Raw genomic sequence first — 13,568 nt, 5'->3', positions numbered from 1 at the left:
ACGTTGAACGATTCAATCGGCTGTATCGAGAAGCTGTTTTAGATGCTTATCTATTTTTTGAGCTTGACCAGGTAAGACAATTGACATGCGACTGGATGGAGGAATATAACCTAAGAAGGCCCCATGAATCACTGGGTAATCTCACTCCCGAAGAGTGGAAAAACAGGGTGATTGAAAATGAAAAAACTCTAATTGCTACTGTCTGAAATTAGGGGTACTTACATTCGGACACTTACCGCTACGACCAGAACGAGTCGGGCGTGTGGGTACCAACGTTTAGTGACTACAACCCAACCAAGGCGCTGGAGCTGAGCTTCGACTTTAACGCAGCGATTTGTTCGGTGGTGGTTTGCCAGGAGGGTCAAAAAGAACTGCGGTTTATCAACAGCCTCTATGCCAAGGTGGCTGATCAGGGGCGGTCGCTGGTGGAAACCCTGGCCCATCGAATCCTGGCCACGTATAGTGGGCATAGTAAGAAGGAGGTCTTTCTGTACGGAGATGCCTACGGGGAGTCTAAATCAGCCGGTTCAAATGAGACCTTCTTCGACCAGGTGCGCAGTGTGCTGAAGCGCGCGGGCTGGAAGGTATACGACCGGATCCTGAAGACTAACCCTGAACACGTTGACAAGTTCAACCTCATTGACAAGCTATTGATCGAGCTCGACGAACGCTTTCCTCGAATTCGAATCAACCAGAACACCTGCAAAGCGTTAATCATTTCGATCCAGAATTCACCGATTCTGCCAACTTTCGCCAAGGACAGACTGGCAATTCCATTCACACGGAGTTGAATCTGCAGCGTACGCGCATTTTTTGGGCTTTGGTGCACACCCTGTTTGTCTTTTTTTGGGGTACGGAACTTGAAACGCACTGAAATGGACATTCTTTTTTTGTAAACATTTTAGTTGATTTAGGTTACATGTTTGTATATGCAACCTTCAAACTTAACAGACGCGCGGTTGTACCTAAATGGGTTGGGGTGCACCCAAAGTTGTACCCAAAAATAAGTTGGTGACCATCAGGTAGAAAAAAATAAAAAGCATAAAAAAAACCGCTCTGGAGTGGAGCGGTTAACCGAAATGTGAATCAAATGAGACTTTTCCGTTGTCTTATTAATCCGGATACCGGATCAGATCCAGGCCGATGTCTTTGCGGTAATATTTACCTTCGAACTGCACGGCCCGGGCGGCTTTCTGTGATTTCATGACGGCGTTTTCGAGGGAGTTGGCCACGGCGGTTAACGCCAGTACCCTCCCCCCGTCGGTCAGCACGTGCCCGTTGAAACCCGGTTTGGTGCCCGCATGAAAAGCCGTGACGTCCTCCAGCGCGGAGAGTTCCGTGATGGGTTTGCCTTTTTCGTACGCATCCGGATAGCCACCCGATACCACGACGGTCGTGACGGCGGTTTGGGGCGAAACCTGGAGTTGAATTTTGTCGAGGTCACCGTTCGCCGTGGCCATCATCAGTTCGACAAAATCAGTCTGAATCCGCGGCAGCACCACCTCCGTTTCGGGATCGCCCATCCGGGCGTTGTATTCAATAACGTACGGTTCTTCCTTGACGTTGATCAAACCGACGAAAATAAAACCCTGATAACGAATGCCTTCCTGCTGCAAACCGGCTAGCGTCGGTTTGACAATTTTCTCTTCTACTTTCGTTAAAAACTTGGTAGTCGCAAATTTTACGGGCGAAACCGCGCCCATGCCGCCCGTATTCGGGCCGGTGTCGCCTTCGCCGATGCGCTTGTAATCTTTGGCTTCCGGTAGAATCTTGTAATTAACGCCGTCGGTCAGGACAAACACCGACAATTCAATGCCGCGCAGGAATTGCTCCACCACGACTTTATGCCCCGCTTCGCCAAACCGCCCGCCGGCCAGCATATCGGTCAGAACCGACTTGGCTTCGGCCAGGGTTTCGGCAATAATGACGCCTTTGCCGGCCGCCAGTCCGTCAGCTTTCAGGACAATCGGCAGCGAATGACTTTCCAGATAGACCAGCCCTTCCTCGAGGGTGTCTGTCGTGAAGGTTCGCGATGTGGCCGTCGGAATACCGTACCGCTGCATGAATTGCTTGCTGAAATCCTTGCTGCCTTCGAGTTGGGCACCCCGCTGGTCGGGGCCGACAATCCGGAGATGAGCCAGTTTTTCCTTTGACCGCAGAAAATCGACCAGCCCTTTTACCAGTGGTTCTTCCGGCCCAACCACCAGGAGGTCGATTTTGTGGTCCAGCAGAGCCTGAGCGATGGCTTCCTGATCGTTAAAAGCAATGGGGAGGTTCGTGGCCACCAGCGCCGTCCCGGCGTTTCCGGGCGCAACAAATAATTTCGTACACAGTGGGCTTTGCGCCATTTTCCAGGCAAATGCATGTTCCCTTCCGCCCGAACCGAGGATAAGTATATTCATTCTCTGAGTTAAGAGTTGAGAGTTAAGAGTTAAGGGTTAAAAGCGGTATGCGGTTTCATGCGTCAGCCACTCTTACCTCCTACCTCTTAATTCTTAACTTAATTAGCTACTTCTGATAAAAACTTAATTCGCATTAACCGCAATTCTTCTTCGGAATAATCGTCACCGGCAAACTCCCGCATGGCCACGCCGATGTTGTCGGTTTCGGCCCGCATGAAGTAGTCGTAAATATCGTCCTGGCGGTCGCTGTCCATGATCTGGTTGATGTAGTAATCGAGGTTCAGGCGGGTGCCGGAGTAACAGATGTGTTCGATTTCCTCAATCAGATCTTCCATCGACAGACCTTTCGACTCCGAGATTTCCTCCAGATCGACTTTCCGGTCGATTTGCTGAATGATGAAAATCTTGACCTTCGACTTATTAACCATCGATTTTACCACCACATCCTTGGCGGTTTCGATGTCGTTTTCTTCGACGTATTTGGCAATGAGGTCGATAAACGGTTTGCCGAATTTGACCACCTTGCCCATTCCGACGCCGTTGATCTGGGCCATTTCTTCCCGGGTTGTCGGGTAGGTCGTGGCCATTTCCTCGATGGACGGGTCCTGGAAAATAACGTACGGTGGCAGGTTTTTCTCCTTGGCAACCTTCTTCCGCAGGGCTTTGAGGAGGCCTAACAGGGCTTCATCATAGGCATTGCCCGACGAAATGTTGGTTTCCTTGTCTTCGTCTTCGGCTTTTTCCTCGTCGATCTCGTAATTGTGGTCCTTCGAAAGAGTAACCGGATAAGGATCTTCAATGTAACTTTGGCCCTTCTGCGATAATTTCAGGACGCCGTAGTTATCAATATCCTTATCGAGCAGGCCGTAAATGGTGATTTGCCGGATCAGCGAACACCAGTATTCTACGGTTTCGTTGAACTCTTTCCCGGCACCGTAAACCGGCAAATTATGGTGTTCGTAACTGGTAATGTACTGATTTTCAGTAGCAGTTAAAACGTCAGCCAAGTGTGGTGCGTCAAACCGCTGATCGGTTTGTAAAACCGTCTGTAACGCCAGCACAATTTCATCCTGCGCTTTAAACCGCTCGGTCGGCTTCATGCAGTTGTCGCAGAAACCGCAGTCTTTGTCCTGATACTCCCCAAAATAACTTAACAATTGCCGACGGCGGCAAACCCCCAGATTGGCGTACGACACCATTTCCATCAGCAGGTGTTTGGCGTTGTCGCGCTCCGTAACGGATTTGTCCTTGTTGAACTTCTCCAGCTTGACAATATCATCGTAGCTGTAGAACATTAGACAGTTGCCTTCCAGCCCGTCGCGGCCCGCCCGGCCGGTTTCCTGGTAATAACCTTCCAGCGATTTGGGCGCATCGTAGTGAATCACAAACCGGACATCCGGTTTATCGATGCCCATCCCGAAGGCAATGGTGGCTACCACCACATCGACGTCTTCGTTCAGGAACGCATCCTGGTTCGCCATCCGCGTCTGCGAATCCAGCCCCGCATGGTAAGGCAAGGCTTTGATGTCGTTGACATTCAGCAGCTCCGAGATTTCTTCGACGGTTTTCCGACTCAGGCAATAGACGATTCCCGACTTGCCCTTGTTATTCTTGATATACCGGATGAGCTGTTTTTTAGCGTCGGTTTTCGGCCGGATTTCGTAGTAGAGGTTCTTGCGATTGAACGAGGTTTTGTAAATATGGGCGTCCTCCATTTGCAGGTTTTTCTGAATATCCTGCTGGACTTTGGGCGTTGCGGTGGCCGTCAGTGCAATCACCGGCAGGTTGCCGATGTTGTCGATGATACCCCGGATTTTGCGGTATTCGGGCCGGAAATCGTGCCCCCATTCCGAAATACAGTGGGCTTCGTCGATAGCGACAAAGGAAATATTGGCTTTCTTCAGAAAATCCAGATTCTCTTCTTTTGTCAGCGATTCGGGCGCAATGTAGAGCAGTTTGAGCGTACCGTTCAGGGTGTCTTTTTTGACTTTGCTCATTTCGGCCTTACTGAGCGTCGAATTCAGAAACTGGGCGTTGATCCCAAAGGCGTTCATTTGATCGACCTGGTTTTTCATCAGGGCAATCAGGGGTGAAATGACAATGGCGGTTCCCTCCGAAGCAATGGCCGGAAGTTGGTAGCACAGGGATTTGCCGGCTCCCGTAGGCATAATTACGAAAGAATTGATCCCCGCCAGGATATTGTGGATGATCGCTTCCTGGTCGCCCCGGAATTGGCTAAATCCAAATATCTCTTTTAGTTTCTCTTTCAGAGATAGCTTTACCGATGGGTCTATCTGCGTCGTCATCTCAAAATTGCGGAAGGTTACTACACATGATTTGGTTGTATCTTTGCCTTTATAAAATTAGTTAAAAACCGATTGACAAAAGCAACATTGAAATTAGTAAAAAAAAATATTCAGTCGACAGCCCGGGCCGTTTTGCTGGCCGAGTCGGAGGCCATCCGGCAAGCGGTCGGGGCCATCGACGAGCAGTTTGAACAAATTGTAGAAACCATTCTGCAAAGTTCGGGCCGCGTTGTGGTGACCGGTATTGGCAAGAGTGCAATAATCGGACAAAAGATAGTTGCTACGCTCAATTCAACCGGAACCCCGGCGCTTTTTATGCACGCGGCCGATGCCATCCACGGCGACCTGGGCATGATTCAGACCCATGACGTGGTTATCTGCCTTTCCAAAAGCGGTAACACGCCCGAAATTAAAGTACTCGTTCCGCTGCTGAAACGAACCGGAATCCCCCTCATTGCCCTGGTTTCGCAGACTAATTCGTACCTCGCTGTCCAGGCGGATTTCGTCCTGAAAGCTTCCGCCGAAACCGAAGCCGATCCCCTCAACCTGGTGCCCACCACCAGCACCACCGTGGCCCTGGCGCTGGGCGATGCTCTGGCGGTTAGCCTGCTCAACGCCCGGGGATTCACCAGTCAGGACTTTGCCCGGTTTCATCCCGGCGGTTCGTTGGGCAAAAAGCTGTACCTAAAAGTTAGCGATATTTACCCGCATCACGAAATTCCAACCGTTGCACTCCGGGCAACCATGCAGGAAGTGATTCTGGAAATGACCTCCAAACGGCTCGGCGCAACGGCCGTGGCCGATGAAAACGGCGACCTGGCAGGAATTATCACCGACGGCGATTTGCGCCGGATGCTCAACCGTTTCAACACGCTCCAACTCGAACAGCTCTGCGCCCGCGACATCATGACGCCCTCTCCGCTTTGCATTCACCCCGACGAATACGCCACCCACGCGCTCAAAATTATGCAGGACCGCAGCATCACCCAACTCATCGTCGCCGTTGATAACCGCATCAAAGGCTTCGTCCACCTCCACGACCTGCTGAAGGAAGGACTTGTTTAGTGAAGAGTTAGGAGTGAAGAATTATGAGTTAAGAGTTAAATAAAATGCGTCAGCCAACTCTTAATTCTTAACTCTTCACTCCTAACTCGCGTCAGCGAAGGCGATTCGATTCCTGGACGAGTTTTTCGTCCCGGCGGATGAAACGGTTGGCCAACATGTTGAAAATCAGTGCGGCCACGATGGCGTAAAAACCGAACACAAAATTGCCCTGATCGTCCGGATTGAAATAGTCCTTGCCTTTGTACAGGGTTAAATACAGGATAAAGCCCATCAGGGCGGTCAGCAGAATGGCGTTGACGGCGCACAGGCCCATTTGCAGCAACCGGTTCCGGTATTTGAAAATGGTAAACAACGAAACCCCTGCCACGGCCACCGCCAGAACCGCCAGGTAATAAACCGGCGTGATCTGGGAGCTAATTCCCTGGGTATACGTTAGCTGGAGCGCCGTCAGTCGGGCCGATTCGGTTGGAACCGTACTGGTTTTTTCCCAGATTGGAAAACCCAGCACCAGCGCCATACAGACGACAATCAGGAACAGAAATATGGTTTGAATGCGTTGAAGCATAGAATTGAAAAATTTGAGCTTGCGAAGATACTATGAGGAACCCTGAAAAGAAAACAGAATCACGCATCGTTCTGACGGCCGACGGCTCTAGTTCAGTGTATAATTCTGACTTTGACCAGCATTACCATTCCATTTTTGGTGCTTTGCAGGAATCACAGCGGGTTTTTATTGAATTAGGTCTGCAAACAGCTTTTGAGCGGTTTAGTGAGATTACGGTTTTCGAGATGGGTTTCGGTACCGGTTTGAATGCGCTTCTGACACTGCTGGAAGCCGAAAAAGCGCAGCGCCCGGTTTCCTACACGGCGGTGGAAGCCTTTCCGTTGCCGCTGGATGAGAGCCGTCGGCTTAATTTTGACCAGCTACTCGACAGTCAATTTCTGCCGGCTCTCCACGAAGCGCCCTGGAACGAGCGGATTGCGGTGTCGCCGGTTTTCGATCTGTTCAAATACGAAGGCCGTTTGCAGGATTTCCGGACGGAAAACCGGTTCAACCTGGTGTATTTCGATGCCTTTGCGCCGGAAGCCCAGCCCGAACTCTGGACCCCCGAAATCTTTGAACAACTGGCTGCTATGCTGCATCCGGGCGGTTTGCTGACGACCTATTGCTCCAAGGGCTACGTAAAACGCAATTTGCAGGCCGCCGGTTTTCGGGTCGAAAAACACCCCGGCCCCGCGCGCAAACGGGAAGTGCTGCGGGCCATTAAACTTGGCTGATCGCCCGGATTCCATTACAGGCCAGGCCGTGGTTTTAACAGTTTGGTCGCTGGGGCGGTTTTTCCAGTCCATCGATTTTACCGCAATCCCACGGCTGAAGGCCCCGTTTTTATTAGGAAAACCGCCCCGGAAGCTCAATATTGCATTCTCCTAAATCCTAACCATACGTACCAAAATGATTCGAAAACTGCTGTTGAGCGGTTTGTGCGGCCTTTCGGCCCTCGTGAGCCTGGCTCAGGAAGAAATTTCGCTGTATCCCGGCGCGGTGCCGAACGCGAAAGGGTCGGACGTCAAAGAAATCAAACGCGACAACCAGGTTGTCTCCCAGGTCATTGAACCCACGCTCTCCCTTTTTCTGCCGCCGAAGGAAAAAGCAACCGGGGCCGCCGTTATCATTTGTCCGGGTGGTGGCTACGGCGTGCTGGTCATGAAACGCGAAGGCTACGACGTCGCCCAGGCGTTCAACCAAATGGGGGTGGCTGCTTTTGTCCTGAAATACCGTTTGCCGAACGAAAAAACAATGGTCGATCCGTCGATCGGGCCCTTGCAGGATGCGCAGCAGGCCATCCAGACGGTTCGGAAACGGGCGGCTGAGTGGGGTGTCGATCCCAAACGCATTGGCATCATGGGCTTTTCGGCGGGTGGCCACCTGGCGGCCACGGCCGGAACGCATTTCAAAAAACCGGTGATCGACAATGCCGACCCGGCCAGCGTTCGGCCGGATTTTATGATTCTGATTTACCCGGTTATTAGTTTTCGGGACGAAATCGGGCATACCGGTAGCCGGAAAAATCTCCTGGGCCCTTCGCCAAAACCGGAACAGATTGCGCTTTATTCCAATGAATTGCAGGTTGACAAGACAACTCCGCCCGCGTTCCTGACGCATGCCGGTGACGATACGGTGGTTCCGGTCAAAAACAGCCTGATTTTTTACGAAGCCCTCCGGCAGAACGGCGTTCCGGCCGATTTACATTTGTATACCAAAGGCGAGCACGGGTATCTGAAACGACCGGCCTTTGAGGAGTGGTTCGGGCGGATTCGCCACTGGCTGGCCGACAGCGGTTTTCTGGCTCCGTAAAAAACCAAATCACGGTTTCTGACAACTAAATCGTGATTACTTCAAAAACCGGAGCCGTGTTAAAGTTCAAAATCTAAAAAGGCTTATTATTATAAGTCCCAATTACTCACTTTTGTATAAAAAATAGAAATCAATTAGTAAATTAGGCGACCCATCTCCTTATCAGCGTAATCAATCCCAGTTTTTTTGCCCGAAGGTGTTGTTCGAAGTATGAAAAAAATCCTACTCCTGCTATTCATATGTGCTGTTGGTAACGTTCGGGCTCAAAATCCGGCAATAATGCCGTCAACCCCGCCCATTCAGGCTAACATCAAGGCGAGTCTGAAAGCGAAAATTACCGGCACGGTGATGGATGCTTCGCAGAACAAACCCGTCGAGTTTGCCACGGTGGCGCTGTTGAATCCGAACACCGAAAAAATCGTGGGCGGCACCACTACCGGCGACAACGGGCAGTTTGTGATCAGCGGGGTGGATGCGGGTTCGTACCGGGTGGTGATCAGTTTTATCGGCTACGAAAACAAAACCATCAACAACGTCACAGTGGGGCAGGAGGGCACTGAGGTCGCGCTGGGTATTGTGCAGATGCAAACCGACTCGCGGACGCTGAACGAAGTGGTAGTGACGGCGGAAAAACCGCTGGTCGAGGACAAAGATGACCGGATTGTGTATAATGCCGATAAAGACCTGACCAATACGGGGGGGACGGCGGTGGATGTGCTGAAAAAGGTTCCCTTGCTGACGGTCGATCCCGACGGTACGGTGACGCTCAAAGGCAGTAGCAGCATCAAGGTGCTGATTAACAACAAACCGTCGAGCATTATGGCCCGCAGCCTTAGCGAAGCCCTGCAGATGATTCCGGCGGAACTGATCAAGTCCGTGGAAGTCATTACGGCTCCCTCGGCCAAATACGATTCGGAAGGAACGGCAGGGGTGATCAACATTATCACGAAAAACCAGTTACAGGGACTGACGGGCGGTCTGAATGCGTCGGTTGGCAGCCGACGGAATAACCTCGGCGGAAATTTTAATCTCAAACGTGACAAATTGAGCGTTACCGCCTACGGAGGGGGAAACAACAGCAATTATTTCGGCGGGTCCGAGTCGTTTCGGCAGAACCTCAGGGGGGGGCAGGTCGCCAGCACCATCGAACAGATTAATGCCTACAAAAATAAAGGCCAGGCCGGTTTTGGCTCGGTAAGCATTGATTATGACCTGGATACCCTGAACCGGATTGGCATCGATGCCAATTTTGGAGGAGAAGGCCGGACCACCAACTCGACGCGGGATACGCGCGTGACCTCCGACGATCCGCAGGATTTCCGGCGGTATAACAATACCCGGAACCGCAACCGGAACATGGACGTCAATTTCAACTATACCAAGACGTTCAAACGCAGCAGTGAGCAGGAATACACCTTTCTGGCCCAGTATAACCGCAACAACAACCACAGCAACTATTCACTCAATCAGTTTCCGTTGCCGGAGAGTGAGGTGATCGATTACCGGGAGCGGAATAACAACGATAACCAGCAAAATGAATTTACGCTCCAGACGGATTTGACCTATCCGTTGTCGACCGTCAAACGGCGAATTCTGGAAGTGGGAACAAAAGCCATTCTGCGCGACGTGGGCAGCGAATACCGCCTGGAAAATGCCCGCGATGGGTCATTGGATTTTCAGGAAGACCCCCGGCGGGCCAATACGTTCGACTACCAGCAATGGGTCTGGTCGTCGTATGCATCGTTCCGGATGCGAACCAGCAAACGCTGGGGCTTTAGCCTGGGCGGACGCCTTGAAATGACGAATATCAACGCCAATTTTATTTCAACCAGTACCAAGTTCAACGATCGTTACCAGAATTTTCTGCCGAACATCACCGTCATGAAACGCTTCGGTTCGGGGGAAGAGCGACGCCTGAAAATCAATTACAGCCAGCGGATTCAGCGGCCGTCAATTTTTTACCTGAATCCGTACGTGAATTATTCCGATCCGAAAAATATCCAGTCCGGCAATCCGTATCTGGACCCCGAACTGGCCCATTCGGTGGAGCTGACCTACAGTACGTTCTCGAAAAAAGGAACGTCGATCAATGCCATGATCTTTGGCCGGCAAACCAACAACGCCATCGAACGCGTCACCACGGTCGATACGAGCGGAGTATCGAGCAGTACGTACCGGAATATTGCCCAAAACGCGACCTATGGCCTGAATCTGTTCGGGTCGGCGCGGCCCGTGAAACAGTGGAACATCAGTGGTTCGTTCGGGTTGAATTACAACATCCTGAATAGTACGGCTTTACAGGTTAAGAATGAGAACTGGAGTTACCGGTTTAATCTGAATACCTGGGTGCAATTACCCAATAATTTCAGCGTCCAGGCCAATGGGTCCTACAACTCGCGCCGGATTCTGTTGCAGGGGCAGTCGTCGGGTTTTTATTACTACGGTTTTTCGGGCCGGAAGGAATTCAAGAAGCAGAAAGTGACGCTAACGGCCAATTTCGAAAACCCGTTCCGGCGGGATAACACCATCGAAACGCTGATGCGGACGGCCACCTTTATCTCCGACGGTTCGAGCTACAATGTGATTCGGAACATTCGGCTGTCGGTCAACTGGCGCTTTGGAAAAATGAATGCCGGCCAAAACCGGGAGAAGAAAAAGATCTCGAACGACGACGGAAAACGGGGATAACACCGGAGCGGATGGCAATACCAGATTGGAGTCTATGGAGAAAATTCTTACCTTACTAAAGAAATCACCTTAACCAACTGCTGATGCGCGTACTTCCGGCCCTTCAAGACCCGACTTCTGTTGCCCCTCCTGCCAATGCTTTTGACCGCTTTTTACTGAGATTCATCCGTGATCCGCGCGACTTGCCGTTTATGCATCTGACGCTTCGGATCACGCTCACCCTGGTGCCACTCGGGGTCCTTCTCTTTATTCCGGCGGTTTCCGGCTGGGTCTGGTGGGTAGTAGCGGTGGCCTATCTCGGATTTTATATGCTGTATAAAGGGCCGTTTGGGCTGATGGGGCATTGTGCCGCCCACCGGCCCCTCTTCAAGCGGGAGTACGACTGGCTGAGTTATTACATGCCGACGATCCTGGCCCTGTTTTTCGGTATGACACCGGAAACCTACCGGGGGCACCATATCGGAATGCACCATCCCGAAAACAACATGCCCGAAGACCTGAGCACCACCATGCCCTACCAGCGCGATAGCGTGAAAGGTTTTCTGCATTACCTGACTGTTTTTCTGTTTACGGGCGTTTTTACCCTGATTACCTATCTGTTCCGGAAAAACCGCTCCAAAATGGCGCTGAAAGCGATGAGCGGGGAAATCTCCTTCGCGGTGATGTGCGGTTTTCTGCTCTGGCTGAATGCCCCGGCCACGATTGTGGTGTTTCTGATTCCGTTTGTTTTCACGCGCATCATCAGTATGATTGGCAACTGGACCCAGCACGCCTTTGTCGATGGCAGCGATCCGGCCAATGCCTATAAGAACAGCATTACCTGCATTAACGTGAAATACAATCACCTGTGCTGGAATGACGGGTATCACATCAGCCACCACTGTCGCCCGTCGATGCACTGGAGCGAACACCCCCGGTTTTTCATGAAAACCATCGACCAGTATGCTGCCAACAAAGCCATCATCTTTGATGGACTGGATTTTGGGCAAATCTTTTTTCTGCTGATGAAAAAACGCTACGATCGGCTGGCGAAGCACGTGATTAACGTCAACGGAACCTTTCAGAACGAGCAGGAAATCATTGCGTTGATGCAATACCGCGTGCAACCGATCCAGGAATGGAACGAAGCGCCGAAACCGGTAAAACACATGGTTTCAGAAAGATAATTCATAAGTGAGCGGCACAGCTCCGCGATTTTCCCCAACACCAGTAGTCGTCTAGTGATGCGCGTCCAAAACAAACGGCTCGGGCTGGTCGGTAAGCCGATAGTCCAGGGCCCGGTTTTTAATCCGTAAGGGTTCCCGGGCCAAGGCCTGGCGCCAGGCCTTGGCCCGGTCGTCGTCCAACCAGAGGGTTCCGCCTTAAAACGATCCGGTTTCCGCTTGCAGGGATAGGGAAGCGATCCGGTTTCGGGTAGTAGCCCACCACAGGCCCACCGCCAGCACAAACAGAACGGATTCGGTCACAAGCCACTGGCGGCCAAACGCGCCCAATGCTCCTTCGGCAAAAATGGTAATAGCGCGCGACAGGGCGTAAAAACCCCACAACAGGCTCAGAAAGGCCAGCCCTTTGGTAACATCCCTGACCATCAGGTAGAGCAGGCTGATGAAAATGGTTAAACCAACTCCGCCGTATACGCCCCGGATGGAGCTGAACGCGTCCGTATTGGTTAGCTGCACGTGGACCAGATCCATGACGGACTGGGGATTGGAAAAGGCCATGATACTAACGGATAAAAGGGCCAGCGCGGAGAGTAAGATAAAGCCCTGGGCGGCCCGTTTCAGGATGTTTTGCGATTGCATGTTCTTCGTATCTGTTGATTGATCGCACAAAATTGCGCGCCTTTTCCGTACCAAATCTTGGCGCTGACCAAGATTTTCCGGTCGGAAGGGTAACGGCCCTGTCCGACCGGAATTAGGGAGCGGGAAGGCGGCACGGCCAGGGTGGTTTTCTTCCGCTTGTTCGGCTTTTCGGTCGGGCGGTTTGCGGTAGCGGCAATTTCCCAAAAGTGTCAGGGATTGACTCAATTGTGACAGCCTTTCCCCGATTGGGTGCCGACCTTTGACTCATCAAAAACAGACAGCCAAATCAACTGTATAATCATGAAAACGCTCTTCAACTCCCTGTTCGTGGCTCTTACCCTAACGTTTGCCACCGTCTCCGTTTCTCAGGCCGAAACGAACAAACCGGTTGCTCGTCCTAAGAAAGCAGCCGCTTTTCAAACGAGTATGTATACCACGATGGAAGGAAAACTTCAGATTGCTGTCAATAAAGAAGCGGGTGGTCATGTCGTGGTCCAGGTAACGAATTCGGAAGGAAAAGCGATGTGGGTGGAACCGATCGCCAAAAACCAGCAAGCGGCCCGGTTGCGGCTGGATATGAGCAACCTGCCCGATGGTGACTACCAGGTCGTTGTTTCAAACGGCAGCGAGGTCAAGTCAAAAACCGTAACGCTGGCCCGCCAGAAGAACGCAACAGCCGTCCGAATGATCGCCATTCAGTAAAAGTCCCTGCCTCCTTACAGTAACAACAATGCTAATTCTGCCCGAGGGCGCACTAGCAATAGCTGGTGCGCCCTCGGGCGTAAGTGGGATGCCTTGCTACCGGTCTGGATACGGCAATTGCATAGCTTTACCGCCCAGTGGCAAACTATTTCAGTTCACTAGAGTCTATACGTAGACAAACGGGGAATGGGAAGAGACAAGTGATTAATTGATTAAGACGCCGTCGTCTACTCCTGGCTTTTTTTCT

General features: G+C 51.6%; 12 protein-coding genes. 8 read left to right on the top strand and 4 right to left on the bottom strand.

What is annotated here, in order from left to right; genetic code table 11:
- Window positions 1-206: integrase core domain-containing protein (locus ACFPMF_RS26495; RefSeq protein WP_379850894.1), on the top strand; the 206-nt coding region annotated here is incomplete at its 5' end.
- A gap of 54 nt (window positions 207-260) precedes the next feature.
- Complete coding sequence (locus ACFPMF_RS26490) at window positions 261-791, top strand: hypothetical protein (protein ID WP_379850892.1); 531 nt, start codon at window positions 261-263, stop codon at window positions 789-791.
- Window positions 792-1,112: 321 nt separating this feature from the next.
- Here the strand turns inward: ACFPMF_RS26490 and purD are convergent, their stop codons facing one another.
- On the bottom strand, window positions 1,113-2,402 hold the full coding sequence (purD, locus tag ACFPMF_RS26485; RefSeq protein WP_379850890.1) for a phosphoribosylamine--glycine ligase: 1,290 nt from the start codon (window positions 2,400-2,402) through the stop codon (window positions 1,113-1,115).
- A 98-nt stretch (window positions 2,403-2,500) separates the two neighbouring features.
- Window positions 2,501-4,708: a DNA helicase RecQ gene (gene recQ / locus ACFPMF_RS26480; RefSeq protein ID WP_379850888.1), complete on the bottom strand. Its 2,208-nt coding sequence runs from the start codon at window positions 4,706-4,708 to the stop codon at window positions 2,501-2,503.
- Window positions 4,709-4,795: 87 nt separating this feature from the next.
- Here recQ and ACFPMF_RS26475 point away from each other — a divergent pair, with 87 nt between their 5' ends.
- Entirely contained in the window at window positions 4,796-5,773 is a 978-nt protein-coding gene (locus tag ACFPMF_RS26475) for a KpsF/GutQ family sugar-phosphate isomerase (RefSeq protein WP_379850886.1), read from the top strand.
- A 91-nt stretch (window positions 5,774-5,864) separates the two neighbouring features.
- Here the strand turns inward: ACFPMF_RS26475 and ACFPMF_RS26470 are convergent, their stop codons facing one another.
- Window positions 5,865-6,338, bottom strand: a complete 474-nt coding sequence (locus ACFPMF_RS26470; protein ID WP_379850884.1) for a DUF4293 domain-containing protein — start codon at window positions 6,336-6,338, stop codon at window positions 5,865-5,867.
- A 32-nt stretch (window positions 6,339-6,370) separates the two neighbouring features.
- Here ACFPMF_RS26470 and mnmC2 point away from each other — a divergent pair, with 32 nt between their 5' ends.
- The 4 genes from mnmC2 to ACFPMF_RS26450 all read left to right on the top strand — a co-directional run bounded on the left by mnmC2 (window position 6,371) and on the right by ACFPMF_RS26450 (window position 11,983).
- On the top strand, window positions 6,371-7,051 hold the full coding sequence (mnmC2, locus tag ACFPMF_RS26465; protein ID WP_379850882.1) for a tRNA (5-methylaminomethyl-2-thiouridine)(34)-methyltransferase MnmC2: 681 nt from the start codon (window positions 6,371-6,373) through the stop codon (window positions 7,049-7,051).
- 175 nt (window positions 7,052-7,226) lie between these two features.
- On the top strand, window positions 7,227-8,129 hold the full coding sequence (locus tag ACFPMF_RS26460; protein WP_379850880.1) for an alpha/beta hydrolase: 903 nt from the start codon (window positions 7,227-7,229) through the stop codon (window positions 8,127-8,129).
- Between the two features lie 279 nt (window positions 8,130-8,408).
- Entirely contained in the window at window positions 8,409-10,817 is a 2,409-nt protein-coding gene (locus ACFPMF_RS26455) for a TonB-dependent receptor (protein ID WP_379850878.1), read from the top strand.
- Window positions 10,818-10,900: 83 nt separating this feature from the next.
- Window positions 10,901-11,983 (top strand): fatty acid desaturase family protein, encoded by a 1,083-nt coding sequence (locus ACFPMF_RS26450; RefSeq protein WP_379850876.1) that lies wholly within the window; start codon window positions 10,901-10,903, stop codon window positions 11,981-11,983.
- Window positions 11,984-12,178: 195 nt separating this feature from the next.
- Here ACFPMF_RS26450 and ACFPMF_RS26445 read toward each other — a convergent pair whose 3' ends face one another.
- Window positions 12,179-12,619 (bottom strand): DUF4345 domain-containing protein, encoded by a 441-nt coding sequence (locus tag ACFPMF_RS26445; RefSeq protein WP_379850874.1) that lies wholly within the window; start codon window positions 12,617-12,619, stop codon window positions 12,179-12,181.
- Between the two features lie 300 nt (window positions 12,620-12,919).
- Here ACFPMF_RS26445 and ACFPMF_RS26440 point away from each other — a divergent pair, with 300 nt between their 5' ends.
- Window positions 12,920-13,321 carry a hypothetical protein gene (locus ACFPMF_RS26440; protein WP_379850872.1) on the top strand — a complete coding sequence of 134 codons (402 nt, stop codon included), beginning with the start codon at window positions 12,920-12,922 and terminating at the stop codon, window positions 13,319-13,321.
- Window positions 13,322-13,568 lie beyond the last annotated feature (247 nt).

It is taken from the genome of Larkinella bovis (assembly GCF_042655385.1).
GTDB lineage: Bacteria > Bacteroidota > Bacteroidia > Cytophagales > Spirosomataceae > Larkinella > Larkinella bovis.
The sequence above is the reverse complement of the archived record's forward strand: the minus strand, read 5'-3'. Positions and strand labels throughout refer to the sequence as shown.

Excerpts from the sequence above, each read along its gene's own strand:
- ACFPMF_RS26450 (WP_379850876.1), top strand. The coding sequence starts at position 10,901 with ATGCGCGTACTTCCGGCCCTTCAAGACCCGACTTCTGTTGCCCCTCCT.
- mnmC2 (WP_379850882.1), top strand. The coding sequence starts at position 6,371 with ATGAGGAACCCTGAAAAGAAAACAGAATCACGCATCGTTCTGACGGCC.
- recQ (WP_379850888.1), bottom strand. The coding sequence starts at position 4,708 with ATGACGACGCAGATAGACCCATCGGTAAAGCTATCTCTGAAAGAGAAA.
- ACFPMF_RS26445 (WP_379850874.1), bottom strand. The coding sequence starts at position 12,619 with ATGCAATCGCAAAACATCCTGAAACGGGCCGCCCAGGGCTTTATCTTA.
- purD (WP_379850890.1), bottom strand. The coding sequence starts at position 2,402 with ATGAATATACTTATCCTCGGTTCGGGCGGAAGGGAACATGCATTTGCC.
- ACFPMF_RS26470 (WP_379850884.1), bottom strand. The coding sequence starts at position 6,338 with ATGCTTCAACGCATTCAAACCATATTTCTGTTCCTGATTGTCGTCTGT.
- ACFPMF_RS26440 (WP_379850872.1), top strand. The coding sequence starts at position 12,920 with ATGAAAACGCTCTTCAACTCCCTGTTCGTGGCTCTTACCCTAACGTTT.
- ACFPMF_RS26460 (WP_379850880.1), top strand. The coding sequence starts at position 7,227 with ATGATTCGAAAACTGCTGTTGAGCGGTTTGTGCGGCCTTTCGGCCCTC.
- ACFPMF_RS26455 (WP_379850878.1), top strand. The coding sequence starts at position 8,409 with ATGCCGTCAACCCCGCCCATTCAGGCTAACATCAAGGCGAGTCTGAAA.